Source organism: Mesorhizobium sp. RSR380A (genome assembly GCF_054719385.1).
Genome location: NZ_JBTTIB010000001.1, coordinates 3,694,950 through 3,715,557 on the forward strand (window position 1 = coordinate 3,694,950; position 20,608 = coordinate 3,715,557).

20 protein-coding genes and 1 pseudogene are annotated in these 20,608 nt (G+C 63.8%); 19 read left to right on the forward strand and 2 right to left on the reverse strand.

What is annotated here, in order from left to right; all coding sequences use genetic code 11:
• Positions 1–6 precede the first annotated feature (6 nt).
• From ACYG9Z_RS17840 to ACYG9Z_RS17850, 3 genes are read left to right on the forward strand one after another with little or no spacing between them, the layout of a single operon-like run.
• Complete coding sequence (locus ACYG9Z_RS17840; protein ID WP_023682023.1) at positions 7–843, forward strand: ABC transporter ATP-binding protein; 837 nt, start codon at positions 7–9, stop codon at positions 841–843.
• Complete coding sequence (locus ACYG9Z_RS17845) at positions 840–1,589, forward strand: ABC transporter ATP-binding protein (protein WP_023669527.1); 750 nt, start codon at positions 840–842, stop codon at positions 1,587–1,589. Before ACYG9Z_RS17840 ends, ACYG9Z_RS17845 begins: the two co-directional genes overlap by 4 nt.
• A 38-nt stretch (positions 1,590–1,627) precedes the next feature.
• A complete protein-coding gene (locus tag ACYG9Z_RS17850; RefSeq protein WP_023696743.1) occupies positions 1,628–1,966 on the forward strand; it encodes a DUF2185 domain-containing protein in 339 nt (112 codons plus the stop codon).
• Positions 1,967–1,978: 12 nt separating this feature from the next.
• On the opposite strand, the pseudogene ACYG9Z_RS17855 reads toward ACYG9Z_RS17850, so the two are convergent.
• Positions 1,979–2,762: pseudogene (locus ACYG9Z_RS17855) on the reverse strand (efflux RND transporter permease subunit); the annotation flags it as partial.
• 195 nt (positions 2,763–2,957) lie between these two features.
• Here ACYG9Z_RS17855 and ACYG9Z_RS17860 point away from each other — a divergent pair.
• On the forward strand, positions 2,958–4,235 hold the full coding sequence (locus ACYG9Z_RS17860) for a 4-aminobutyrate--2-oxoglutarate transaminase (RefSeq protein WP_023738174.1): 1,278 nt from the start codon (positions 2,958–2,960) through the stop codon (positions 4,233–4,235).
• A 122-nt stretch (positions 4,236–4,357) separates the two neighbouring features.
• On the opposite strand, the gene ACYG9Z_RS17865 is transcribed toward ACYG9Z_RS17860, so the two are convergent.
• Positions 4,358–5,611, reverse strand: a complete 1,254-nt coding sequence (locus ACYG9Z_RS17865; RefSeq protein WP_023751925.1) for an NAD(P)/FAD-dependent oxidoreductase — start codon at positions 5,609–5,611, stop codon at positions 4,358–4,360.
• Positions 5,612–6,101: 490 nt separating this feature from the next.
• Here ACYG9Z_RS17865 and ACYG9Z_RS17870 point away from each other — a divergent pair, with 490 nt between their 5' ends.
• From ACYG9Z_RS17870 to lnt, 15 genes are all read left to right on the forward strand, one after another.
• The gene (locus ACYG9Z_RS17870) at positions 6,102–7,394 is read left to right on the forward strand and encodes an imelysin family protein (RefSeq protein WP_023751926.1); all 1,293 of its coding nucleotides are present in this window, start codon (positions 6,102–6,104) and stop codon (positions 7,392–7,394) included.
• A gap of 59 nt (positions 7,395–7,453) precedes the next feature.
• Complete coding sequence (locus ACYG9Z_RS17875) at positions 7,454–7,765, forward strand: (2Fe-2S)-binding protein (RefSeq protein ID WP_023751927.1); 312 nt, start codon at positions 7,454–7,456, stop codon at positions 7,763–7,765.
• On the forward strand, positions 7,731–8,216 hold the full coding sequence (bfr, locus tag ACYG9Z_RS17880) for a bacterioferritin (protein WP_023669537.1): 486 nt from the start codon (positions 7,731–7,733) through the stop codon (positions 8,214–8,216). The genes ACYG9Z_RS17875 and bfr overlap by 35 nt, the downstream gene beginning before the upstream one ends.
• A 12-nt stretch (positions 8,217–8,228) precedes the next feature.
• Positions 8,229–9,818 (forward strand): di-heme oxidoreductase family protein, encoded by a 1,590-nt coding sequence (locus tag ACYG9Z_RS17885; RefSeq protein ID WP_023751928.1) that lies wholly within the window; start codon positions 8,229–8,231, stop codon positions 9,816–9,818.
• Positions 9,818–10,897: an imelysin family protein gene (locus ACYG9Z_RS17890; RefSeq protein ID WP_023751929.1), complete on the forward strand. Its 1,080-nt coding sequence runs from the start codon at positions 9,818–9,820 to the stop codon at positions 10,895–10,897. The genes ACYG9Z_RS17885 and ACYG9Z_RS17890 overlap by 1 nt, the downstream gene beginning before the upstream one ends.
• A 3-nt stretch (positions 10,898–10,900) precedes the next feature.
• Positions 10,901–12,016: a DUF1513 domain-containing protein gene (locus ACYG9Z_RS17895; RefSeq protein ID WP_023699452.1), complete on the forward strand. Its 1,116-nt coding sequence runs from the start codon at positions 10,901–10,903 to the stop codon at positions 12,014–12,016.
• A gap of 107 nt (positions 12,017–12,123) precedes the next feature.
• Positions 12,124–12,801: a tRNA (adenosine(37)-N6)-threonylcarbamoyltransferase complex dimerization subunit type 1 TsaB gene (tsaB, locus tag ACYG9Z_RS17900; protein ID WP_023682015.1), complete on the forward strand. Its 678-nt coding sequence runs from the start codon at positions 12,124–12,126 to the stop codon at positions 12,799–12,801.
• On the forward strand, positions 12,801–13,295 hold the full coding sequence (rimI, locus tag ACYG9Z_RS17905; RefSeq protein WP_023669542.1) for a ribosomal protein S18-alanine N-acetyltransferase: 495 nt from the start codon (positions 12,801–12,803) through the stop codon (positions 13,293–13,295). Before tsaB ends, rimI begins: the two co-directional genes overlap by 1 nt.
• Before the next feature lie 28 nt (positions 13,296–13,323).
• Positions 13,324–14,124: a lyso-ornithine lipid O-acyltransferase gene (gene olsA, locus ACYG9Z_RS17910; protein WP_023682014.1), complete on the forward strand. Its 801-nt coding sequence runs from the start codon at positions 13,324–13,326 to the stop codon at positions 14,122–14,124.
• A gap of 76 nt (positions 14,125–14,200) precedes the next feature.
• Positions 14,201–15,610, forward strand: coding sequence for a tRNA (N6-isopentenyl adenosine(37)-C2)-methylthiotransferase MiaB (miaB, locus tag ACYG9Z_RS17915; protein ID WP_023751930.1), 1,410 nt, complete (start codon positions 14,201–14,203; stop codon positions 15,608–15,610).
• An 83-nt stretch (positions 15,611–15,693) separates the two neighbouring features.
• Positions 15,694–16,686 carry a PhoH family protein gene (locus tag ACYG9Z_RS17920; RefSeq protein ID WP_027049340.1) on the forward strand — a complete coding sequence of 331 codons (993 nt, stop codon included), beginning with the start codon at positions 15,694–15,696 and terminating at the stop codon, positions 16,684–16,686.
• Between the two features lie 17 nt (positions 16,687–16,703).
• On the forward strand, positions 16,704–17,210 hold the full coding sequence (gene ybeY / locus ACYG9Z_RS17925) for an rRNA maturation RNase YbeY (protein ID WP_023703484.1): 507 nt from the start codon (positions 16,704–16,706) through the stop codon (positions 17,208–17,210).
• 28 nt (positions 17,211–17,238) lie between these two features.
• On the forward strand, positions 17,239–18,333 hold the full coding sequence (locus tag ACYG9Z_RS17930) for a hemolysin family protein (RefSeq protein WP_023682011.1): 1,095 nt from the start codon (positions 17,239–17,241) through the stop codon (positions 18,331–18,333).
• Between the two features lie 20 nt (positions 18,334–18,353).
• Entirely contained in the window at positions 18,354–18,824 is a 471-nt protein-coding gene (locus ACYG9Z_RS17935; protein ID WP_023751931.1) for a VOC family protein, read from the forward strand.
• Positions 18,825–18,901: 77 nt separating this feature from the next.
• Complete coding sequence (gene lnt / locus ACYG9Z_RS17940; protein WP_023751932.1) at positions 18,902–20,494, forward strand: apolipoprotein N-acyltransferase; 1,593 nt, start codon at positions 18,902–18,904, stop codon at positions 20,492–20,494.
• The last annotated feature ends 114 nt before the right edge of the window (positions 20,495–20,608 follow it).

Sequence of the window (20,608 nt, forward strand, 5' to 3'; positions counted from 1 at the left end):
TGACCAATGAGCGGTGCACTTCTCGATGTCGACGACCTGCGCGTCACCTTCCCGACTCGGACCGGCCTCATCCAGGCGGTGCGCGGCGTCACTTTTTCGCTTGGCCGAGAGCGGCTGGGCATTGTCGGCGAAAGCGGCTCCGGCAAGTCGCAGACCGGCCGCGCCATCATGGGCCTGACGCCGCCGCAGGCTCTGGTGTCGGCCAAGAAGCTCGCCCTCGACGGCATCGACCTTCTGGCCATACCGGCCCGTCAGCGCCGGGCGCTGCGCGGCAAACGCATCGCAATGATCCTGCAGGATCCGAAATATTCGCTCGACCCCGTGATGAGCATCGGCCGCCAGATCGTCGAGACGCTGCGCACGCATGAAAAGGTCTCCAAGGCCGAAGCGCGCGAGCGGGCGCTGGCCATGCTGGAAGCTGTGCAGATCCGCGATCCCTCGCGTGTCTTCGACCTGCATCCGCACGAGGTGTCCGGCGGGATGGGCCAGCGCGCCATGATCGCAATGATGCTGATCGCCGGACCGGAACTGATGATCGCCGACGAGCCGACCTCGGCGCTCGACGTCACCGTGCAGCTCGATGTGCTCGGCATCCTCGACCGCTTGGTCAGTGAGCGCGGCATGGGTCTGATCTTCATCTCGCACGATCTGCGGCTGGTCGCCTCCTTCTGCGACCGCGTCATCGTCATGTATGCCGGCAAGGTGGTCGAGCAGCTCAAGGCGTCGGAGCTGCGCGACGCCCAGCATCCCTACACGCGCGGCCTGCTCAACTGCATGCCCAGGATCGGTTACGAACGCCACCCGCTGCCGGTGCTCGACCGCAAGCCGGAGTGGGCGGCATGACGCCAGCCATTTCGATTGAAGGGCTGGAGGTGGTGTTCGACCGTTTTCGCGCGCTGAAAGGGGCGAACCTCGAGGTGAAGTCCGGCGAATCCTTCGGCCTGGTCGGCGAGAGCGGTTCCGGCAAGTCGACGCTGCTCAAAGCCATTGCCGGCCTGGTGCCTGTCGCATCCGGTACTATCACGGTCAATGGCAAGACGCTGGGAGCGCGCCGCGACAAGGCTTTTTATCGCGAAGTGCAGATGGTCTTCCAGGACCCCTATGGTTCGCTGCACCCGCGTCAGACCGTCGACCGCCTGCTGCAGGAGCCGCTCGCCATTCACGGCTTTGCCGATGGCGAGCAACGCATCCAGCGCGCCCTCGACGAGGTCGGATTAGGCAACGGTTTCCGTTTCCGCTACGCGCACCAGCTCTCCGGCGGTCAGCGTCAGCGCGTGGCGATCGCGCGGGCGCTCATCCTCGAACCGTCGATCCTGCTGCTCGACGAACCAACCTCGGCGCTCGACGCTTCGGTGCAGGCGGAAGTGCTCAACCTGCTGGAAGAGGTTCGCCGTCGGCGCAAGCTGACCTTCCTGATGGTCAGCCACGACCTCGCCATCATCACCCATATGTGCGAGCGCCTGATGGTGATGCAGAATGGCGAAGCGGTGGAGAACCTGACGGCGGGCCAGCTGATCGGGCACCGCGTGGAGAAGGATTACACACGCAATTTGCTTAGGGCGAGCGAGGGGTTTGTTCGGACGGCGTGAACTAGTTTCTTCCGCAGAATAATCGCTTGGGGAATTCCATGGAAGAATGGAAGTTTGCAGATCCGCCCAATGTCGCGGTGCTATCGGACAAGAGCATATTCAAACGGGGCGACTGGATCGCATACGTTGTGCATGAAGCTGACGATGACGAGAACTACAACGATGAAGGGGGCAGTTGGCAATTCTATAGCAGCGACTCTCGAGATTGGGATGAACGCGAGATAATGCTCGTTGGCCTGCAAGAGGTGGTGCAGCAGGATGAAAGCATCCTGGCATTGGCCGACTTGCCAAAAGGCTGGCATGCTTGGCGGACGTCAAAATCATCGCCATGGCAGCGAGCGAAATCGCGCCCCGAACCCTCTAACGATAACGAATGATCCGGCAAAGCCTTAAGCGGGGTCTTGCGCCAGTTCGCCGTTCTCCGGAACAGATGGTTCGTCCCCCTGCTTAGGCTCCTTGATCCTGAACCACGTCACATAAAGCGCCGGCAGGAACAGCAGCGTGATCGCCGTGCCGGCGATGATGCCGCCCATCATGGCGTAGGCCATCGGGCCCCAGAACACTTCGCGCGCGATCGGGATCAGCGCTAGGCTGGCGGCCGCGGCCGTCAGCGCGATCGGCCGCATGCGGTGCTCGGTCGCTTCGATCACGGCTTCCCAGCGGTCTTGGCCCTCGGCCACCAGATCCTCGATCTGCACGATCAGGATCACCTGAGTTGCGGATCAGGATGCCGATCAGCGCCAGGACGCCCAGAATGGCGACGAAGCCGAGCGGTGCGCCGCTCGGCACCAGGGCCGCGACCACGCCGATCAGGCCGAGCGGCGCCACCGCCACGACCAGGAACAGGCGCTGAAAACTTTGCAACTGGATCATCAGGATGGTCGCCATCACGAACAGCATCAGCGGCACCACCGCTGCGATCGGTCTCTGGCTTTTGGCGCTTTCCTCGACCGAGCCGGCGGTTGCAACGGAATAGCCGGGCGGCAGTTTGGCGATGAAGGCGTCGACCGACGGCTTCAATTCGTTGACGACGGTGGCCGGCAGCACGTCGCCAACGAGGCCTGCGCGAACGGTGATCATCGGGATGCGGTTGCGCCGCCACACCGTCGGCTGTTCGAGGTCGTAGCGGAAGTTCGCCACCGCGGCGAGCGGGATCGCTTCGCCGTTCCCGGTGACGGGTGAGCTGTCACGGACTGCCCCGTACGTGTATCGGTCGGCTGGTTAAGACCGGTCTGTCGAAGTGGCCCGCATCGACGACAGGCCCAATCGCCCGGCGGCGGTGCCAACTTGAGGAAAACGTGAAATAAGGTCAGAAGAGGCCTTGGCATTCATCTAACGAGAACGGGCGTCGGCCCGATGAGGGACGAAATGAAGAACGCAGCCATTTCTGAGCGCAAGAACCAGTCGATCTCGCGCGGCGTCGGCATGACGACGCAGATCTATGCCGACCGCGCCGAGAATTCGGAGATCTGGGATGTAGAAGGCCGCCGATACATCGATTTCTCCTCCGGTATCGCCGTCGTCAACACCGGCCACCGCCATCCCAGGGTGATCGAGGCGGTCAAGGCACAGCTCGACCGCTTCACCCATACCTGCCACCAGGTCGTGCCCTATGAGAGCTATGTCAGGCTGGCCGAACGGCTGAACGGCATGCTGCCCGGCAAGTTCGAGAAGAAGACCATCTTCGTCACCACGGGCGCTGAAGCGGTCGAGAACGCCATCAAGATCGCCCGCAACGCCACTGGCCGCCAAGCCGTCATCGCCTTTGCCGGCGGCTTCCACGGCCGCACCTTCATGGGCATGGCGCTGACCGGCAAGGTCGTGCCCTACAAGGTCGGCTTCGGCGCCATGCCGGGCGACGTCTACCACGCGCCGTTTCCGGTGCCGCTGCACGGCGTGTCTACAGCCGATTCGCTGGTCGCACTCGACAAACTGTTCAAGGCCGATGTCGATCCGGCTCGCGTTGCCGCCATCATCATCGAGCCGGTCCAGGGCGAGGGCGGCTTCTACGACGCGCCGCGCGAATTCCTGACGGCGCTGCGCAAGCTCTGCGACCAGCACGGCATGCTGCTGATCGCCGATGAGGTGCAGACCGGCTTTGCCCGCACCGGCAAGATGTTCGCCATGGATCATCATGAGGTCGCGGCCGACATTACCACCATGGCGAAAAGCCTGGCCGGCGGCTTCCCGCTGGCGGCGGTCACCGGCCGCGCCGAGATCATGGATGCGCCCGGTCCTGGCGGGCTCGGCGGCACCTATGGCGGCAGCCCGATCGGTGTCGCCGCAGCACACGCCGTGCTCGACGTAATCGAGGACGAAAAGCTGTGCGACCGCGCCAATACGCTGGGCGCCCGGCTGAAACAGCGGCTGCAGTCGATCCGCGACGATGTGCCCGAGATTGTCGACATCAGGGGTCTCGGCTTCATGAACGCGGTCGAGCTCAACGACGTCAAGAGGGGCCTGCCGTCGGCCGAGATCGCCAATGCGATCCGGCTGAAGGCGCTCGACAAGGGGCTGATCCTGCTGACCTGCGGCGTCTACGGCAACGTCATCCGTTTCCTGGCTCCGATCACCATCCAGGACAATGTCATGAACGAGGCGCTCGACATTCTGGAAAGCTCGATCCGCGAAGTCTGCGCTGCCTAGCGCAAAACCCTACCTCCCCCTTGTGGGGAGGTCGGACCGCAGGTCCGGGTGGGGGGCCTCGCGCCGACCCCAACCCCGCTGCTTCGCAGCGACCCTCCCCACAAGGGGGAGGGTAAGTGCGTCTAGCCCGCAGCCCGTGCCGGCTCATCCTGCTGGAACGCTGCCAGTGCAGCCTTCAGCCCGTCAGGTCCCTCAGCAATCGTCTGCGCCATCGGCGAAAACCCGGCCCCGAGCATCTTGCGGCCCAGCATATGGTCGCCCGGCCTGTTGACGGATTCGATGCCGAGCAGCCGGCTTCCAGCATAGTGGTAGATCGAGAACTTGTTCTCAGCGAGGTCGCCCAGCACGACATGGCTGTCGCCGCCCGAGGTCAGCCCGACCATCTGCAGTTTCATGTCGCCGATGTCAGACCAGAACCACGGCACCGCCGCATAGGCGTCCGTATGGCCGGTGATCGTTCGTGCGGCAAGCCGCGCCTGGTCGGTGGCGTTCTGCACCGATTCCAGCCGCACGTCGCCGCCGGTCGACCAGTGGCGGTAGGAAGCGGCGTCGCCGATGGCCAGAATATCAGGCACTGAGGTGCGCATCTGTTGGTCGACGCGGATGCCATTGGCGACAGTCAGTCCGGCAGCCTGCGCAAGTTCGACATTCGGCACGGCGCCGATGCCAACGATGACCATGCGCGCGGGCAGCCTTTCGCCGGTGGAGGTGATTGCAGCGCAGACATGGCCGTTTTCCCCTTCCAGCCTGGCAATGGTGGTGCCGGTGAGGATACGCACGCCGATCGCCTCCAGCCGTTGGCGGACATGGCTCGCCACCACCGGCGCCACGGCGCGGCCAAGCAGCCGGTCGACAGCCTCGACCAGGGTGACGTTGCGGCCGGCGGCCCTCAGCGTTGCCGCGATCTCCAGCCCGATGAAGCCGCCGCCGAGGATGACCACGTCTTCGCTTTGGGGGCTGAGCGCGCGGATCAGCCGGGCATCGGCGATCGAGCGCAGCGACAGCACGCCCGAGAGGTCGGCGCCCGGCAGCGGCAGGAGCCGCGGCCGCGAACCGGTGGCCAGGATGAGCCGGTCGAACGGCAGCACGCCGCCGCCCGCTATGTCCAGCTTGCGGCCTGCCGGATCGATGCTGTCGATTCGGATGCCCGGCCTGAAGTCGATGGCGCTGCCGGTGTAAAAGGCCTCGCCGCGCAAGGGTTGCGGCTTGGCATCGGCGTCCTTGATGAAGGTCTTCGACAGCGGTGGCTTGTGATAGGGCAGATCGGTCTCGTCGCCGATCAGGATGACCGGTCCGTCATGGCCTTCCTCGCGCAGGCTGGCGGCCGCTTGCACGCCCGCATGACCCGCACCGACAATGACGACCCCGTTCTTCATCGCAACCCGAATTCCTGTTTCAAATCTGGAGCATGATGCCGAAAAGTGTGAAGCGGTTTTGGACGACATCATGCTTTGATTGTGAGCCGTTCCGCCAGATGGCGATTGTCTGCCGCCGTCGCAAGAGCCCCGGTCCGGGTCGCACTCGGAACGGTCGCTTGTCAATCGCGGCGTCTCTCAACTTGGCTGCTGGCTATACGATTAAAGTTGACAGTCCTAGTTTAGAATAATTCTAAACTATTGTTTCAATTGAATTTTCTAAGGCTCACCAGTTGACTTCCCGCCTCGCCATCGTTTTATGGAGGCTCGCGCGTCAGCGCATCCCTTTGATGTCTGGGCCTTGAACCCGTTCGATTGGAGGCATTTGGTGTCTTTCTTCCGTGCGCCGCAGAGCGGCGCGGCAACTGTGGTGTCCTACGGCATGCCTATGTCCCGGCACCGTTTGGCACGCGCGCCTTTTACCGAATCCCCTTTCAACTGGAGAATGATGATGACAGCGCGATATGGCGGCAGGCTCGCTGCGATCGGTGCCACGGCTATCTTGACGGCGGCGGTTTTCATCCTGCCGGCCAAGGCGGCGGAGATCGATGCCAAGGCGGTCATCAAGACCTATTCCGACATCGCGCTGGCCAAGTACGAGGATTCGCTGACCACGGCGCAGGCGCTCGACAAGGCTGTCGACGCGCTGCTTGCCAACCCGTCGGCGGACACGCTGAATGCCGCCCGCGATTCCTGGAAGGCGTCGCGCGTGCCCTACCAGCAGACCGAGGTCTACCGCTTCGGCAACAAGATCGTCGACGACTGGGAAGGCAAGGTGAACTCCTGGCCGCTCGACGAAGGCCTGATCGACTACGTCGCCAAGAGCTACGGCACCGAGTCCGACGCCAACGCGCTCTACACCGCCAATGTCATCGCTAACAAGGACATCGAGATCGACGGCAAGAAGGTCGACGCCTCGAAGCTTTCGCCGGAGTTCCTCGCCGGCACGCTGCAGGAGGCCGGCGGCATCGAGGCCAATGTCGCCACCGGTTATCACGCCATCGAATTCCTGCTCTGGGGCCAGGATTTGCACGGCACCGGCCCGGGCGCCGGCGAGCGTCCGTACACCGACTACGACCTCAAGAACTGCACCGGCGGCAATTGCGATCGCCGGGCCGAGTATCTGAAGTCGGCCAGCGATCTTCTGGTCTCCGACCTGCAGGAGATGGTCGGCAACTGGAAGGAAGACGGCGCCGCCCGCAAGAACCTCGTCGATGGCCAGCCGAACACCGCTATCTCGGTGATCTTCAACGGCATGGGCTCGCTGTCCTACGGCGAACTGGCCGGGGAGCGCATGAAACTCGGCCTGCTGCTGCACGATCCCGAAGAGGAGCACGACTGCTTCTCGGATAATACCTACAACTCGCATCTCTATGACGCCATCGGCATCCGCGCCGCCTATCTCGCCAGCTACACGCGCTTGGACGGCACCGTCGTTTCAGGCCCGTCGGTGCACGATATGGTCAAGGCGGCCGATCCGGCGATCGACAAGGAACTGTCCGACAAGCTCGACGTCTCGGTCGCCAAGATGGAGGCGATCAAGGCGCGGGGAGTGGCCGGCGAGGCCTATGACCAGCAGATCGCCGAGGGCAACACCGAAGGCAATGCTACCGTGCAGGCGGCAATCGACGCGCTGGTCGACCAGACCAAGTCGATCGAACGCGCCGTCGGCGCGCTGAAGCTGAACAACATAGCCTTCGAGGGGTCCGACAGCCTCGACGCACCGGACAAGGTGTTCAAGTAGCACCCCAACCAACCACCAGCCAAACGGCGCGGAGGGGCGCCGTCAGCCAGAGCCAATCCATGCTGATCTGCCATTGCAACATCATCACCGAAAAGGAGATTGAGCAGACGATCGTCGATCTGCTGGATCAGGACCCCTGGCAACTGATCGTGCCGGCGAAGGTCTATCACACGATGCAAAAGCGCGGTCGCTGTTGCGGCTGCTTCCCAAATGTGGTCGAAACGATCATTCGGGTCACCGAAAATTACCACGCCCGTTCGGAGGCGAGCGGCGTGGACATCGTTTCACACCTGGATCGCGTCAGAGGCCTGCGCGTCCAATATGGGAGCAGAATCCATGAAAGGCGAACCGCAGATCATCGAGCGGCTTAACGAGGCTCTGTTCCTGGAGCTTGGCGCCGTCAATCAATACTGGGTGCATTTCCGCCTGCTCGAAGATTGGGGATATGCCAAGCTGGCAAAGAAGGAACGCGCCGAATCGATCGAGGAGATGCACCATGCCGACCGGCTGGTGGCCCGTATCATCTTCCTCGAAGGGCATCCCAATTTGCAGTCCGTGGCGCCGTTGCGCATCGGCCAGAACGTCAAGGAAGTGCTCGAATCCGATCTCGCCGGCGAATATGACGCACGCACCGCCTACAAGCGTTCGCGCGAGATCTGCAACGAAGCCGGCGACTACGTGACGATGAAGCTGTTCGAGGAATTGCTGGCGGATGAGGAAGGTCACATCGACTTCCTCGAGACGCAGCTCGACCTCCTTGCCTCGATCGGTGAGGAAAAATACGGCCAGCTCAACGCCGCATCGGCGGACGAGGCGGAATAGGACCATGCAGGAATGCGGCGCCCCCTAGATATTCTGCGCCGCTTGCGGCGGGCCGCCGGCCCGCTGCTCCTCAAAAACCCGCGATATCAGGCCTTTCGCGGGCTTTCGGTTGTAACCCTGGCGGCAATTTTGGCCCCGGCCCTGGCCGGATCGTCGGAACCGGTCGGCCTCGCCACGAGCCGCACCGACCTGACGCCGAAGGACCGGTCCCGCGTCCTTGCCGTTACCAGGCCAACCCAGGATTTCTCCAAGCCCGAATCCTTCGAAACGATGCAAGGCGGCGCCGGCACGTCGCGCAAGCAGGTCAACCGCGACGCCTTCTCGCAACCCTCTGAAAACATCACCTTCGAGGAACAGGGCAATTTCAAGCTCGGCAATGCGCTTTTCCGCAAGAACTGGGTGTCGTCGCCATCGTCGACCCAGGCCTCGGATGGTCTCGGACCGCTGTTCAACGAGCGCGCCTGCCAGAATTGCCATTTGAAGGATGGCCGCGGCCGACCGCCGGCCGCCGACCGCCGCACCACGTCGATGTTCCTGCGGCTGGCGCGCGATGCGAGCACGGCCGAGGAAAAAGCCGAGATTGCCGTGCACAAGGTGCTGAACTTCCCCGATCCGGTCTACGGCGCGCAGTTGCAGGAACTGGCGGTGCCCGGCCTCAAGGGCGAAGGCCGCATGTATGTCGATTATCGCGAGGAAAAGGTCACGCTCGGCGACGGTAGCATCGTTTCGCTGCGCAAGCCGAGCTATTCGCTCGACGGGCTTGGCTACGGCCCGCTTGACCCGCGCACCACGCTGTCGCCACGTCTGACCCCGCCCATGATCGGCCTTGGCCTGATCGAACAGATCGCGCCGGCCGACATCCTTGCCCATGCCGATCCCGACGACCGCGACGGCATTTCCGGCAAGCCCAACATGGTGCGTGACCTCAGCAGCGGGCAACTGACGCTTGGCCGCTTCGGTTGGAAGGCGCAGACCGCATCGATCCGCCAGCAGGCGGCGGACGCCTTTGCCGGCGATATCGGCATTTCGACGCCGGAAGAGCCCAGCCACTGGGGCGATTGCACCGCAGCCGAAGAGGCCTGCTTAGCCATGCCCAATGGCGTGCAGAAGCGGCTCGGCCCGGTCGAGGCGCCACCACCGGTGATGGACCTCGTCACCTTCTATTCACAGAACCTTGCGGTGCCGGCGCGGCGCGATGTCGGCGCACCCGCCGTGCTCGCCGGCAAGAAGCTGTTCTACGAGATGGGCTGCATTGCCTGCCATACGCCGAAATTCGTCACCATGCGCGGGAACAAGGCGCAGGCGTTCCAACTGATCTGGCCCTATTCCGACTTTCTGCTGCACGACATGGGGCCTGGCCTTGCCGACGGCCAGGCGGTGGGCGATGCCACGGGCAGTGAATGGCGCACCCCGCCGCTATGGGGCATCGGCCTGACAAAGACCGTCAACGGCAACGCTTTCTTCCTGCATGACGGGCGTGCGCGCACGCTTGCCGAAGCGATCCTGTGGCATGGCGGCGAGGGGCAGAAGGCGCGCGATCGCTTTGCCGCCGCCAATACGGCCGACCGCGATGCTCTCATCAAATTCCTGGAGTCATTCTGATGCTCAAGCGGGTTTTGCCTGTTCTACTCCTCCCATTGGCTCTGTTCGGTGCGTCCCCGGCATCGGCCTCGGTGAAAGCCTCCGATGTCATTCAAAGAGCGATCGACGGATTTGTCCGCCCCGCCTATGCCAGCCTGCATGGCCATGCCGGCACCTTGGCGAAGGCCATGGACGCGCTCTGCCAGGCGCCGTCGCAGGGCAACCTCGATGCCGCGCATGCCGGATTCTCGGCCACGGTCGCGGCCTGGTCGTCGGCTGAAATCATCGGCTTCGGGCCAATCAAGGAGAACAACCGGCTGGAGCGCATGCTCTACTGGCCGGACCGAAAGAGCATCGGCCTGAAGCAGGTGCAGGCGGCGCTGGCCGGCAAGGATCCGACCGCCACCGATCCGGCGCAGCTGGCGGGCAAGAGTGTCGCGATGCAGGGATTAGGGGCGCTTGAGTTCGTGCTTTACGGCGATGGCGCCGAGACGCTCGTCGGCAAGGACGAGCCCTATCGCTGCGCCTATGGCGCGGCAGTCGCCAAGAACATCGAGACCATGGCGGCCGATGTCGACGCGGCCTGGAAAAAACCGGACGGTTTTGCAGCCTTGTGGGCTAATCCTGGACCCGACAATGCGCTTTACCGCGACGGCACCGAAGCGGTGACCGAACTGGTCGGCGTCTTCATCAACGAGCTGGAAATGGTCCGCGACGTGCGCCTCAAAGGTTTTCTCGGCGCCAAACCGCAGGGTGACAAGCTGAGGCAAGCGATCTACTGGCGCTCGCAAAACACCGGCCTTTCATTAGCCGGCAACCTCTCCGGCATTGATTCGCTGTTCCAGGCCTCGAAGCTCGGCGACGCGCTGCCCGAGGATAGCAGATGGATGGCGGAATCCATCCATGTCCAGCTCATCAATGGCGTTGCCACTGCCAAATCCATCCAGGGTCGGATCGACAAGACGCTCGCCGATCCCGCGGAGCGCGGAAAACTCGAACATTTCGCGCTGATCACCTCCAGCCTGTCGGGCTTGATCGGCACCCGGCTAACCGCCGAGTTCGGCCTGACCGCCGGCTTTTCGTCACTGGACGGGGACTGACCAATGGTTGCGACACGCACGCCGCTGATGGACCGCCGCGATTTTCTCAGAGCTGCCGGCGCCGGCTTCGTCGCGTCAATGGCGCCGCGGGCCTGGGCGGACACGCTTGCCGCCGATGCCGTCTTTGCCACCGCCTTCGTCAAGCGCGACGGCAGCTTTGGCGCCGCTGTGTTGTCGGAAGCCGGAAAAGTATTGCATGCGATCGACCTGCCCGACCGTGGCCACGACGTCACCTTCGATCCGGTCTCGAAGCGCTCCGTGGTCTTCGCCCGGCAACCCGGCACCTTCGCCGTGGTCTTCGACCATGCCGGCCGCGAGCCGCCGCTGACCATCGCCAGCATCACCGGTCGGCATTTCTTCGGCCACGGTGTGTTTTCCACCGACGGCGCGCTGCTTTACGCCACCGAAAACAATTTCGACAATGCCGCCGGCGTCGTCGGGATCTACGACGCACGGGCCAAGTTCAGCCGCATCGGCGAGTTTCCGACCTATGGCATGGGGCCGCATGAGCTCTTGCTGCTCGGAGACGGCCGGACGATCGCCATCGCCAATGGCGGCATCGAGACCCATCCCGACTATGGCCGCGCCGAGCTCAACATCGCCACCATGAAGCCGTCCTATGTGCTGGTCGATCGCACAACCGGCGATCTCATCGAAAAGCACGAACTGCCGCCGGCTCTGCACCAGCTGTCGATTCGCCACATGGATGCCGACCCCACAGGCACCATCTGGTTCGGCTGCCAGTACCGCGGGCCGGGCACCGAGCGGCCACCGCTGGTCGGCCGCGCCACGCGCGGCAAGGGGCTGCAGCTGCTCGACATGCCGCAGGACGTGCTATCCGGCTTCCGGAATTACATCGGCTCGGTCGCCGCCAACCCGATTGCCGGCACGGTCGCGGTGTCTTCGCCGGAAGGCAATTCGCTGGCCGTCATCGACGCCGCCAGCGGCAAGATCGTCGCCACCAAGGCGCTGGTCGAGGTCTGCGGCCTGGCGCCCGACGGCCCGGGCTTCATGGCAACCACGGGTGCCGGCGAAATCATCGAAGGCAGCGGCGCGACGCGCTCCGAGCCCGACTATGTCTGGGACAACCACATGCTGCGCATCGCGCCGGCGGCGTAAGCCGTCCGGCCTGCACCGAAGCGAAGCCGCTTAACAATTTACGCGCTGGCTCTTGCGGCGGCGCGCCGTGGCGGGCAGAGGGAGACTGTTTTTCGAACCGGTCGCCCATGAAACTGCTCGCCATCGACTGTGCCGCCAATCTCTGCGCCGCTTGCGTCTATGACGCATCGGGCGGCAGAGAGCTCGGCCGCTCGGTACTCGATCTCGGCAAAGGCCACGCCGAACACCTGATGGCTGTCATTGACGAAGCGTTGAAAGCGGACGGCACCGATTATGCCGGCCTTGGCGCCGTTGCGGTCTCCATCGGTCCGGGTTCCTTCACCGGCCTGCGGGTGGGCGTCTCGGCGGCGCGCGGCCTGGCGCTGGCGCTGAAGATCCCGGCGATCGGGGTAACGACACTGGAGGCGCTGGCGGCCGAGGCGAGGGCGGCATTTCCCGGCCGCCCGATCCTGGCCGCTCTCGATGCAGGCCGCGAGGAGATCCATGCCGCGTTTTACGATGCGGAAGCGATTTTGCGCTATGGTCCGGCTGTGACCACACTTGCCCAAGCCGCGGGAATGGCGGCGGACAATCGTCCGGTGCTTGCCGGCACGGCCGCCGTGCAGATCGCAGCCGCGGCCGGTCGCGATTTCGATATCGGCCCGACGGCTGCCACCGCCGACATTGCCGTCTACGCCCGGCTCGCCGCTGCAAAAGGTGAGGGCGACAAGCCGAAGCCACTCTATCTGCGCGGCGCCGATGCCAAGGCGCAGGCCGGGTTCATCCTGTTGAGGCAGGAAAAGTGATGCGCATCCCTTTCCTCCAGCCGCGCCGCAGGGACTATGCGCTCGAGCCGCTGACCATCGCCGACAGCCCGGCAGCGTCGGTGCTGCATCGCGAGGATTTCGTCCGGCCCTGGACCGATGGCGAGTTCGCCGCGTTGCTCGAACAGGAAACCGTGTTCGGCTATGCCGCGCGCGAAATCGGCCAGGGCGCCAAGCCGCCGGTCGGCTTCGTGCTGGCCAGGCTTGCAGCCGGCGAGGGCGAGATTCTGACCGTGGCGGTGGCGCGCTCGCATCGCCGCCAGGGGCTCGGCTGGCAATTGATGGACGCCGTGCTGCGCGAATTGCATGCGCAGCGCGCCGAGGCGCTGTTCCTTGAGGTCGACGAGACCAATGTCGCTGCCATCGCCCTCTACCGGCGGCTCGGCTTCCGCCAGGTGGGCCACCGCGCCAATTATTACCGCTCGACCGAACATGGTCCTACCGGCGCGCTTGTCATGCGCCGCGATCTTCGCTAGCCAAAGTTTTGGGGCAGGGCCAAGCTGCATGATCGGAAAAATCAGGATTTTCCTGGCGCTGAGCCTCGTTGTCGTCGGTTCGCTGGTCCTTGTGCCTTTGCAGCTGCTGTCGATGAAGACCGGAATTTGGCGCGAGACGGTCATTCTGAAGGTCTGGCACAGCCTCATCGTCCGGACGCTCGGCCTGCGCATCCATGTCAAAGGCGCACTGTCCAGCCAGCGCCCGCTGCTGGTCGCCTCGAACCATATCTCCTGGACCGACATCATGGTGCTCGGCTCCTTTGCCGATGTGACATTCATCGCCCGGGCGGACATGGAGGGATGGCCGCTGATCGGCTGGCTGTCGAAACTGCAGCGTACGGTCTTCATCGAACGCGAGCGCAAGCGGACAGCTGGCGACCAGGCCAGCGAGATCGCCAGCCGCATGGCCAAGGGCGACGCCATGGTGCTGTTTGCCGAGGGCTCTACCGGCGACGGCAACACCATCCTGCCGTTCAAGAGCACCTTGTTCGGCGCCGCCTCGATGGCGATTTCGGAAGGCGCGGCCGAGCAGGTCTTCATCCAGCCGCTGGCGATTGCCTACACGCGGGTGCACGGCGTGCCTCTCGGCCGTCGCCACCGGCCGCTCGCTGCCTGGATCGGCGATCAGGACCTGATGCCGCATCTCAAGGTGCTGATGGCCGAAGGCGCCATTGACGTCGAGGTGCATTTCGGCGAGCCCATCGCCTTTTCCAAGGGCTCGAACCGCAAGGAAACGTCGAGGATGATGGAAAGCCAGGTGCGCGCCATGATGCAGGCCGCGCTCGCCGATCCCCGACCGAGCCGCTAGCGCAGGCCGAGCGCCTACAGGCCGATGCCCGAGAATCGTCTGTTTTTTGTCACGGAAAGGCGTTAGAAGCCGCCGGATGGATTTGAACACGATAGAGCGGAACGAAACCGACAGCGCCTCGCAAAGCGCTGCTGCGGCGTCCGCCCCGGCCAAAAAGGTCTTCGTCAAGACCTATGGCTGCCAGATGAATGTCTATGACTCACAGCGCATGACCGATGCGCTGGCCGCCGACGGCTACACCGCGACCGATGTCATCGCCGACGCCGACCTGGTGCTGCTCAACACCTGCCATATCAGGGAGAAGGCGGCGGAAAAGGTCTATTCCGAGCTCGGCCGCATCCGCGACATGAAGGCTGAACGCGCAGCAGTTGGGCGCGAAATGCTGATCGGCGTCGCCGGTTGCGTCGCGCAGGCCGAAGGCGCGGAAATCATCCGCCGTTCGCCTGCTGTCGATCTGGTCATCGGCCCGCAGACCTATCACCGGCTGCCCGATGTGCTGGCCCGGGTGCGTGGCGGCGAGAAGATCGTCGAGACAGAATACGCCATCGAGGACAAGTTCGAGCATCTGCCGAAGCCGAAGCGTGCCGAAATGATCAAGCGCGGCGTCACCGCCTTCCTCACGGTACAGGAAGGCTGCGACAAATTCTGCACCTTCTGCGTCGTGCCCTATACCAGGGGCTCGGAAGTGTCGCGGCCGGTGGCGCAGATCGTCGCCGAAGCCGAGCGGCTGGCCGATGCCGGTGTGCGCGAGGTGACGCTGCTGGGGCAGAACGTCAATGCATGGCACGGCAAGGGTGAGGATGGCATGGAATGGGGTCTTGGTCGCCTGCTGTTCCGGCTGGCCGAAATTCCTGGCCTGGCGCGGCTGCGCTACACCACCAGCCATCCGCGCGACATGGACGACGAATTGATCGCTGCCCATCGCGATCTCCCGGCTTTGATGCCTTATCTGCACCTGCCGGTGCAATCCGGGTCAGACCGCATCCTCAAGGCGATGAACCGCAGGCACACGGCCAAGGACTATCTGGCGCTGCTCGAGCGCATCCGCGCTGCACGCGGCGACATCGCGCTGTCCGGTGACTTCATCGTCGGCTTCCCCGGCGAAACCGAGGCGGATTTCGAGGCCACGATGGGTCTGGTGCGCCAGGTGAACTACGCCTCGGCCTTCTCGTTCAAATATTCGCCGCGTCCCGGCACGCCGGGCGCCGATATGCCCGATCACGTGCCGGAAGCGGTCAAGGATGAACGTTTGCAACAGCTGCAGGCATTGTTGCTCAAGCAGCAGCAGGATTTCGGCCTGGGCCTGGTCGGCAGCACCATCGACACGCTGATCGAGAAGCCCGGCCGTCAGGCCGGCCAGAAGGTCGGCCGCTCGCCCTGGCTGCAGCCGGTTATTGTTGATGAAATGGCCGGCGAAATCGGTGACATTATCCGGGTGCGAATCACGAAGACGGGCTACAATAGCCTGTTCGCCGAGTTGGCTTGATGGCCTCGGCAGATGAGGAGAGACGGTTGAGCGCTGCTGAAGTGAAGACTCTGCCCCAGAACCAGACATCCGGGGCCTCTGACATGGCGCACATCGTTCTGACTTTCGACAACAACAAGCTTGCCAGCGCCCTGTACGGCCAGTTCGACGAGAATTTGGCCCGGCTTGAGCAGAAGCTCGGCGTCGACATCCGCTCGCGCGGCAACCAGTTGACCATCAAGGGCTCGGCCTCGGCGGCCGAACAGGCGCGCCGCGCACTCGACAATCTCTACGGCATTCTCCAGAAGGGCACCGACATTGGCCAGTCCGACGTCGATGGCGCCGTGCGCATGGCGATTGCCGCCGACGACCAGCTGACGCTGCCGACGCTTGAACGCAAGGGCAAGGTTTCGGCCGCCCAGATCTCCACCCGCAAGAAGACGATCTATGCCCGTTCGCTCAACCAGGACGCCTATATGCGGGCACTGGAGCGTTCGGAACTTGTCTTCGGCATTGGCCCGGCCGGCACCGGCAAGACCTATCTGGCGGTGGCGCATGCGGCGATGCTGCTCGAACGCGGCATGGTCGAGCGCATCATCCTGTCACGGCCGGCGGTCGAGGCCGGCGAGCGGCTGGGTTTTCTGCCCGGCGATATGAAGGAAAAGGTCGATCCGTACCTGCGGCCCCTCTATGACGCGCTTTACGACATGATGCCGGCCGACAAGGTCGAGCGCGCCATTGCCGCCGAGGTCATCGAGATCGCGCCGCTGGCCTTCATGCGCGGCCGCACGCTGGCGCATGCCGCCGTCATCCTCGACGAGGCGCAGAACACCACGCCGATGCAGATGAAGATGTTTTTGACCCGCCTCGGCGAGAATTCGCGCATGATCGTCACCGGCGATCCGACGCAGATCGATCTGCCTCCAAGCACCAAGTCGGGCCTCGTCGAAGCCTTGCGTGTCCTTGACGGCGTGGCGGGCGCGGTAACCGTGCGCTTCAACGATGTCGACGTTGTGCGCCACCCGCTGGTGGCCGAAATCGTCAGGGCCTATGACCGCGACGCCAAGCTGGCGCGCGGCCTCGGCGCCGAGAGCTGATGTGACGATGCGGGCTCATGCCTGAAGACATAAGACCTGGCGGCGGGGATAGTTCGGTTCCCGTCGAGATCGATATGTCGGTCGAGGCCGGCGACTGGCCCGATGAGGCGGCGCTGACGCGTCTGGTCGATCGCGCCGTGTCGGCTGCCTTTGCCGAAACCGCTGCTGCCGGTCCTTCCGAACTCAGCATCGTCTTTTCCGACGATGCCCATATCCGTACCCTCAATGCCGGCTGGCGCGGCAAGGACAAGGCGACCAACGTCTTGTCTTTCCCGGCTTTTCCGTTCCCCAGGGGTGGCAAGCTGCCGCCGATGCTGGGTGACATCGTGCTCGCCGCCGAGACGGTGGCGCGCGAAGCAGCCCTGGAAGACAAGCCCTTCGAGAACCATATCACCCATCTCGTCATCCACGGCCTGCTGCATTTACTGGGCTACGATCACGAGACCGATGCAGAGGCCGAGGAGATGGAAGCCATCGAGCGCTCAACGCTCGCAAGGCTTGCCATTCCCGATCCCTACACGTAATGACAAAAGACCAATTGACCGGACGACGATGAACGACAAACCAGAAACTGCCGCCCGCCCCGAGGCTGGCAGTGCGACAAAGCCTTCCGATACGACGGAAGAGGGATCGAGTCCGAGTCCCAGTTCCGGCAGCCCCGCTTCTGGTAGTATTGCCAGCGAGCCATCGCCTGCCGGTCCGTCCTTGTTCGACCGCGTCTTGGGCCTTTTCAGGCAGCGGAACGGCACCAGCCTGCGCGAGGAAATCGCCGGCGCGCTTGCCGAAACGACCAGCGATGCCGGGTCTTTCTCGCCCGGCGAACGCGCCATGCTCAACAACATATTGCGCCTGCGCGAGGTACGCGTCGAGGACGTCATGGTGCCGCGCGCCGATATTGAGGCCGTCGAGATCACCACGACGTTGGGCGATCTCCTCGGTCTGTTCGAGCAGTCCGGCCATTCCCGCATGCCGGTCTATTCCGAGACGCTCGACGATCCGCGCGGCATGGTTCACATCCGCGACGTGCTGGCCCACATCACCAAGGTCGCCCGGGTCAAGAAGGGCAGAACATCCAGGAAGACGCCGGCAACGACGCTTCTCGACCTCGCCCAGGTCGATCTCGGCCGCACCATCGGCGACCTCAATCTGATCCGCCCGGTGCTGTTCGTGCCGCCCTCGATGCTTGCCTCCGACCTGATGGGCCATATGCAGACGACGCGAACCCAGATGGCGCTGGTCATCGACGAATATGGCGGCACCGATGGTCTCGCCTCGCTGGAAGACATCGTCGAGATGGTCGTCGGCGATATCGAGGACGAGCATGACGAGGACGAGCCGCTGATCACCCAGACCGGCGAGGGCGTGTTCGTCGTCGACGGCAAGGCCGAGATCGACGAGGTCGCCAAGATGATCGGCGAGGACTTTACCGCCGGTGAGCATGGTGAATATGTCGACACGATCGGCGGCATGATTTTCAACACGCTCGGTCGCGTGCCCGCGCGTGGTGAGGTTGTGCAAGCCATTCCCGGCTTCGAATTCCACGTGCTCGACGCCGATCCGCGCCGCGTCAAGCGGGTGCGCATCGTCCAGAACCAGAAGGGCGAGCGTCGCCGCCGCGTGACCGCCCCCCGCACCGAGCAGGCCTAGGACAGAACGTTGCCCGGCCGATGACGATCGACGATCCCTTCAAGCACTCAACCTTTGGCTCGGGTGTCTTCTACAAGGACCCGCGAGCCGCATTGAAATGGCTCGAAACGGCCTTCGGCTTCGAGCCGAGCATGGTGGTCAGCGATGCCGACGGACGGCTGGTCCATGCCGAAATGCGCTTTGGCGACGGCTACATCATCGTCGATTCCGAATGGGCCGATCATATTGCCAGTCCGGTAAGCGTCGGCGGCAAGAACACTCAGTCGGTCTGTGTGCGTCTGAAAGACGGCCTGGACGTGCATTGTGAGCGGGCAATGGCGGCTGGAGCCCAAATCGTCGAGGAGCCTGCCGACCATTTCTACGGCGAACGGCAGTATCGGGCGCGCGACCCCGAAAGCCATGTCTGGACCTTCACCCAGACCGTGCGCACCGTGCCGCGCGAGGAGGCCGAGCACCTGAGCGGGCTCACCATCGAGGGATGGCACCGATAGCGCAGCGATCGGCCGGTTCGCGTTTCAATAAATCTGATAAATCTTGGCTCCTGATTCGCGCGACTTGGGAAGTCTGTATGGAGCGCCTTGCCGGCCGGATAATTCTGCTTTGGGGCTGGCGACGCGCGCTGGTGGCGTTTCTTGCCGGGGCGCTGGCGGTGCTCGCCCAGGCGCCTTACGATTTCTTCGCCGTCTGTTTCGTCTCGTTTCCACTGCTGGTCTGGCTGCTCGACGGCGCCACCGGCGAGGCTTCCGACGGCTGGCTCAGGCGCCTGCGGCCGACTTTTGCCATCGGCTGGTGGTTCGGTTTCGGCTATTTCCTCGCCGGCCTGTGGTGGATCGGCGAGGCGCTTCTGGTCGAGGCCGACAGTTTCGCCTGGGCCTTACCCTTCGCGGTCGTCGGCATTCCTTTGGCGCTGGCATTTTTCTACGGCTTCGCCGCCGTCGTCGCGCGGCTGTTATGGACCAACGATATTGGCCGCGTTGCCGCCCTTGCCTTTGCTTTTGGCCTGACGGAATGGCTGCGCGGCTTCCTGTTCACCGGCTTTCCCTGGAATGCCGTCGGCTATGCGGCGATGCCCGTGCCGCTGTTGATGCAAAGCGTGTCGGTGACCGGCATGGTCGGCATGAACGCGCTGGCGGTCTTTGTCTTCGCCATGCCGGCCTTGCTTGCAGCACGCCGGCATGTCCGTCTCGGTGTGGTCCTGCTTGCCATTCTCGTCGCCGCCCATGCTGGCTTCGGCTATTTCAGGCTCGCGACCCCCGACAAGCCGACAACCCGCACTCTCGATGTCCGTATCGTGCAACCGGATGTCGACCTCAGCGAAAAATGGGACGCCTCGGTGCGCGACCGCATCTTCGCCACGATGATGGGCCTGTCGGCCGCAGCGCCCGATCCCGGCCATAACAAACCGCAGTTGATCCTGTGGCCGGAGACCTCGGTACCCTTCCTGTTCACCGAGCGTCCGGACGCGCTGACCGCGGTCGGCGACATGCTGCAGCCTGGTCAGATGCTGATTGCCGGCGTCGTGCGCGAGGAGCGCGGATCCGGGGCGGATGCCGACAGCCGCTACTACAATTCGGTGGTGGCGATCGATGACAAGGGCGAAATCGCTGATGCCGTCGACAAGGTCCATCTGGTCCCGTTCGGCGAGTATCTGCCGTTTTCCGGTCTGCTCAGCCGCTTCGGCATCGGACAGCTCGTCGCCGGGCCGATGAATTTCGCCGCCGGCAACGAGCGCCATCCGATCGCTTTGCCCGGCGGCATCAGCGCCTTGCCGTTTATTTGCTACGAGGTGATCTTTCCTGATCTTGTGGCTGTTGACGCAACGTCATCCCAGCTTATTGTGAACGTCACCAACGACGCATGGTTCGGCGACACGCCCGGGCCGTACCAGCATTTCAGGCAGGCTCAGATTCGCGCGGTGGAAAACGGATTGCCGCTGTTGCGCGCCGCCAACAACGGCATTTCCGCCGTTGTCGATACGCGCGGACGCATCGTCGACGCATTGGCGGTCGATGCACGTGGCGCCATCGACGTGCGGGTGCCGATCTCCGGCCAAGCCTTCATCTCCGCCGCGCGGCGGCGCATTAACGGAATGCTGATCATGTTGGTGTTTGCCGCAATCGCCCTCAGCTTGAACGTAAGGCAACGGCTACGGGTGAATTGACAGTCGACACATTAGAAACTCATACTGTTACCGCCTAATTTTCTCGAAGTCGGTTGGTGTTTCTGTTGGGGCAGTTGGCTCCGGCTTCGTTGGGCGAGAAAAATAGAAAAGGCC

What these genes read in the sequence shown, in the direction of transcription:
- ACYG9Z_RS17840 (WP_023682023.1), top strand. Translation starts at nt 7, where the DNA reads ATGAGCGGTGCACTTCTCGATGTCGACGACCTGCGCGTCACCTTCCCG.
- ACYG9Z_RS17845 (WP_023669527.1), top strand. Translation starts at nt 840, where the DNA reads ATGACGCCAGCCATTTCGATTGAAGGGCTGGAGGTGGTGTTCGACCGT.
- ACYG9Z_RS17850 (WP_023696743.1), top strand. Translation starts at nt 1,628, where the DNA reads ATGGAAGAATGGAAGTTTGCAGATCCGCCCAATGTCGCGGTGCTATCG.
- ACYG9Z_RS17860 (WP_023738174.1), top strand. Translation starts at nt 2,958, where the DNA reads ATGAAGAACGCAGCCATTTCTGAGCGCAAGAACCAGTCGATCTCGCGC.
- ACYG9Z_RS17865 (WP_023751925.1), bottom strand. Translation starts at nt 5,611, where the DNA reads ATGAAGAACGGGGTCGTCATTGTCGGTGCGGGTCATGCGGGCGTGCAA.
- ACYG9Z_RS17870 (WP_023751926.1), top strand. Translation starts at nt 6,102, where the DNA reads ATGACAGCGCGATATGGCGGCAGGCTCGCTGCGATCGGTGCCACGGCT.
- ACYG9Z_RS17875 (WP_023751927.1), top strand. Translation starts at nt 7,454, where the DNA reads ATGCTGATCTGCCATTGCAACATCATCACCGAAAAGGAGATTGAGCAG.
- bfr (WP_023669537.1), top strand. Translation starts at nt 7,731, where the DNA reads ATGAAAGGCGAACCGCAGATCATCGAGCGGCTTAACGAGGCTCTGTTC.
- ACYG9Z_RS17885 (WP_023751928.1), top strand. Translation starts at nt 8,229, where the DNA reads ATGCGGCGCCCCCTAGATATTCTGCGCCGCTTGCGGCGGGCCGCCGGC.
- ACYG9Z_RS17890 (WP_023751929.1), top strand. Translation starts at nt 9,818, where the DNA reads ATGCTCAAGCGGGTTTTGCCTGTTCTACTCCTCCCATTGGCTCTGTTC.
- ACYG9Z_RS17895 (WP_023699452.1), top strand. Translation starts at nt 10,901, where the DNA reads ATGGTTGCGACACGCACGCCGCTGATGGACCGCCGCGATTTTCTCAGA.
- tsaB (WP_023682015.1), top strand. Translation starts at nt 12,124, where the DNA reads ATGAAACTGCTCGCCATCGACTGTGCCGCCAATCTCTGCGCCGCTTGC.
- rimI (WP_023669542.1), top strand. Translation starts at nt 12,801, where the DNA reads ATGCGCATCCCTTTCCTCCAGCCGCGCCGCAGGGACTATGCGCTCGAG.
- olsA (WP_023682014.1), top strand. Translation starts at nt 13,324, where the DNA reads ATGATCGGAAAAATCAGGATTTTCCTGGCGCTGAGCCTCGTTGTCGTC.
- miaB (WP_023751930.1), top strand. Translation starts at nt 14,201, where the DNA reads ATGGATTTGAACACGATAGAGCGGAACGAAACCGACAGCGCCTCGCAA.
- ACYG9Z_RS17920 (WP_027049340.1), top strand. Translation starts at nt 15,694, where the DNA reads ATGGCGCACATCGTTCTGACTTTCGACAACAACAAGCTTGCCAGCGCC.
- ybeY (WP_023703484.1), top strand. Translation starts at nt 16,704, where the DNA reads ATGCCTGAAGACATAAGACCTGGCGGCGGGGATAGTTCGGTTCCCGTC.
- ACYG9Z_RS17930 (WP_023682011.1), top strand. Translation starts at nt 17,239, where the DNA reads ATGAACGACAAACCAGAAACTGCCGCCCGCCCCGAGGCTGGCAGTGCG.
- ACYG9Z_RS17935 (WP_023751931.1), top strand. Translation starts at nt 18,354, where the DNA reads ATGACGATCGACGATCCCTTCAAGCACTCAACCTTTGGCTCGGGTGTC.
- lnt (WP_023751932.1), top strand. Translation starts at nt 18,902, where the DNA reads ATGGAGCGCCTTGCCGGCCGGATAATTCTGCTTTGGGGCTGGCGACGC.